This is a genomic window from Bacillus sp. AFS059628 (assembly GCF_002571225.1).
GTDB lineage: Bacteria > Bacillota > Bacilli > Bacillales > Bacillaceae_G > Bacillus_A.
Genome location: NZ_NVEC01000114.1, coordinates 1 through 3,036, shown reverse-complemented (window position 1 = coordinate 3,036; position 3,036 = coordinate 1). Strand labels below are relative to the sequence as shown.

General features: G+C 34.8%; 4 protein-coding genes. 3 read left to right on the top strand and 1 reads right to left on the bottom strand.

Annotated elements, in window-relative coordinates; all coding sequences use genetic code 11:
- Positions 1-163: 163 nt before the first annotated feature.
- A complete protein-coding gene (locus tag COL05_RS32120) occupies positions 164-298 on the top strand; it encodes a hypothetical protein (RefSeq protein WP_257152612.1) in 135 nt (44 codons plus the stop codon).
- 36 nt (positions 299-334) lie between these two features.
- On the opposite strand, the gene spoVK is transcribed toward COL05_RS32120, so the two are convergent.
- Positions 335-1,291: a stage V sporulation protein K gene (gene spoVK / locus COL05_RS29090; RefSeq protein ID WP_061658077.1), complete on the bottom strand. Its 957-nt coding sequence runs from the start codon at positions 1,289-1,291 to the stop codon at positions 335-337.
- A gap of 113 nt (positions 1,292-1,404) precedes the next feature.
- Here spoVK and COL05_RS29085 point away from each other — a divergent pair, with 113 nt between their 5' ends.
- The gene (locus COL05_RS29085; protein WP_098671124.1) at positions 1,405-2,421 is read left to right on the top strand and encodes a tyrosine-type recombinase/integrase; all 1,017 of its coding nucleotides are present in this window, start codon (positions 1,405-1,407) and stop codon (positions 2,419-2,421) included.
- Positions 2,422-2,482: 61 nt separating this feature from the next.
- Positions 2,483-3,036, top strand: a 554-nt coding sequence (locus COL05_RS29080; protein ID WP_142337719.1) for a collagen-like protein, incomplete at its 3' end; no start/stop codon positions are given.

Genomic DNA, 3,036 nt, shown 5'->3' with positions numbered 1-3,036 from the left:
TTTCTACTTATGATTGGGGGTTTTATCCATATAAAGGTAAAACAAAAGAAGTTGTCTCCAAAAGTTCGTTTTTAACGACCTTTTGGGACAACCTCTTTTTCTTTTCTAATGAGTTTTTCTTTACATAATGTTTATACTAATTCTCAAAGTGAGGTGAATACAAATGACAAACCACGTGAATAAAGGGGCTCAAAAAAGCTCAGTAGGACAAATTGGACATGACCCTACTTCTGCACACGAAAAAAGCACTAAAATGGAACACTTCCATAAATCTTATCAAGAAAAAGCAAAAAAATAATAAAAGCACTTAATACAGAAAAAACAGACGCACAGTTTACGTACTGTGCGTCTCCTCTTCAAGCATCAAATCACTACTTGATATTCCAATCAAATCATATTTATCGTACGCATCCTCTTGCAACAACCGCATGGCTTGTGTACGAATCGATTTTTCAACAATATTCCGGACGTATCGCCCATTACTAAACGATGTAATTTGCGACGAATACTTTACAGCATGTAAATGATCTCTAAATTTCCATTCAGCCTCTTTCGATAACTGATATTCACGTTCTTCATACATCCTCTTCCCTATTTCTAACAGTTGATTTACTGAGTAATCCGCAAACTCAATTATAAATGGAAAACGGGATTGCAGTCCTGGATTCAATGAAAGAAAATGATTCATCTCTCTTGAATAACCTGCTAAAATCAACACAAACCCGTGTTGTTTATCTTCCATATGTTTTACGAGCGTATCAATTGCTTCTTTTCCAAAATCTTTTTCTCCTCCTCGGGCTAATGAATACGCCTCATCAATAAACAAAATCCCTCCCATCGCTTTTTTTATTAAATCTCTTGTCTTTTGAGCTGTATGACCGATGTACTCTCCTACAAGATCCGCACGTTCAGCTTCAACTAAGTGCCCTTTTGATAGAATATTCATCTCAAATAACAATTTCCCTATCATTCTAGCAACAGTTGTCTTCCCTGTACCTGGATTCCCTTTAAATAACATATGAAGTACTTGTTTCTCAGACTTCAATCCTATTTCTTGTCTTTTTTTATTCACATAAATCCAAGCATATATTTCTTTTATTATCTTCTTTATATCATCCATCCCAACAAGCTTTCCCATCTCTTCTTCAATTCTTTGCAGCATTTCATGTTTCGTAGTAGTTTCACTTGAGATTTCCGTTTTATTTTCTGCGGCCGGTAAAGAAATTTTCTTTCGATGATTTAACACAATGTTAATTTGATTATTATTTTTCTTTCGCATCGATTGTTCCATACAATCACCTCATTTTATCCACTCACCAAATATTATTATTCTTGTCTCCCTTGCAAATGACTATTTTCAGAAAAGTTTGCTATAATAAAAGAAATAATGAAGGTGGTGGGACTATGGAGACAACGGAATTCCATGATACAATACAAGCCTTTTCTATTTTTTTATTGAATAAAGGCCGAAAACCTTCAACCATTAAACGTTATGTTTATGACATTGAAGATTTCGGACATTGGTTAGAAAAAAACAAAAAGCTCCCTTCCAGTAATATATGGGCTACACTTTGTACAAAAGACTACGAAGATTACTTTTCCGACTTAAAAATGAATCGACATTACTCAGAAAAAACGATGCACCGTGTATTTATTGTATTAAATAGAATGCATCACTTTCTAAACATTCCTAACCCATTAAAGAACATGGAAATTTCTATTCAACCAGACCGCACACTCCGCAATGAAGATTTCATTTCATCTGATGAAGAAAAAAGATTAAAACATATAGTCACTTCATTAGAAGGACTTTCAGAAAAACAACGTCCTGTACGTCCTTTATTGATGGATCGTAATATCGCTATTTTGAATTTACTAATTGACTATGGATTATCCTTACAGGAACTTACAGCATTAACTATGCATAACGTCCACTTTGAAACTAACACATTATCTATCCCAGCAACCGCAGGGGTAGAAAGAACAATTACATTAACCCACGAAGACAAAAAACAACTATATACTTATTACAAAAGTATCCCTGAACCCGTTCGTCCAAAATACCATAGTAATGACCCATTATTTGTCGCATTCGATTTTAATCGCGGAACATACAGATGGGTATACGAAAATGATGCACCAAAGGGATTAACAGAAATCGCTATCCAAAAAATGATTCGACTTGAAGTGTCTAGAGCTAATTTACGCAAAGGAATCTCAGGACAACACTTTCGTAACACCTATATTTTAAACTTAATAAAAAAAGAAACTCCGGAATCAGAAATTATAAAGCTAGCTGGGTTCAAATCAAAGATTTCACTAAAACGATATTATCAATACGCAGAAAATAGAAAAAACGCCTTANNTAAGGCGTTTTTTCTATTTTTTCTTCAAACAAACGATTTTACTATGACCATTTAACTAATTTTTGCATCTACTATGATGAGTTTCATTCACATTCTCATTAGAAAGGAGAGATTTAATGTCTCGTTATGACGACAGTCAAAACAAATTCTCCAAACCATGCTTTCCAAGTAGCGCTGGACGAATCCCAAATACCCCCTCAATCCCAGTTACTAAGGCACAACTTAGAACATTTCGCGCAATCATTATCGATTTAACAAAAATAATCCCAAAACTTTTCGCAAATCCATCTCCCCAGAATATTGAAGATCTAATCGATACATTGAACCTACTAAGTAAATTTATTTGTTCACTAGACGCTACTTCCTCCCTGAAAGCACAAGGGTTAGCTATTATTAAAAACTTAATAACTATATTAAAAAATCCAACTTTCGTAGCAAGCGCTGTATTTATCGAACTTCAAAATCTAATTAATTATTTACTATCTATTACAAAACTATTCCGAATTGACCCTTGCACACTTCAAGAGCTTCTTAAATTAATAGCAGCATTACAAACCGCTCTAGTTAATTCTGCTTCATTCATTCAAGGACCTACTGGACCTACTGGGCCAGCCGGCGCTACTGGACCTCAAGGTAACACGGGCGCTACTGGCGCTACCGGACCTCAAGG

What these genes read in the sequence shown, in the direction of transcription:
- COL05_RS32120 (WP_257152612.1), top strand. Translation starts at nt 164, where the DNA reads ATGACAAACCACGTGAATAAAGGGGCTCAAAAAAGCTCAGTAGGACAA.
- spoVK (WP_061658077.1), bottom strand. Translation starts at nt 1,291, where the DNA reads ATGGAACAATCGATGCGAAAGAAAAATAATAATCAAATTAACATTGTG.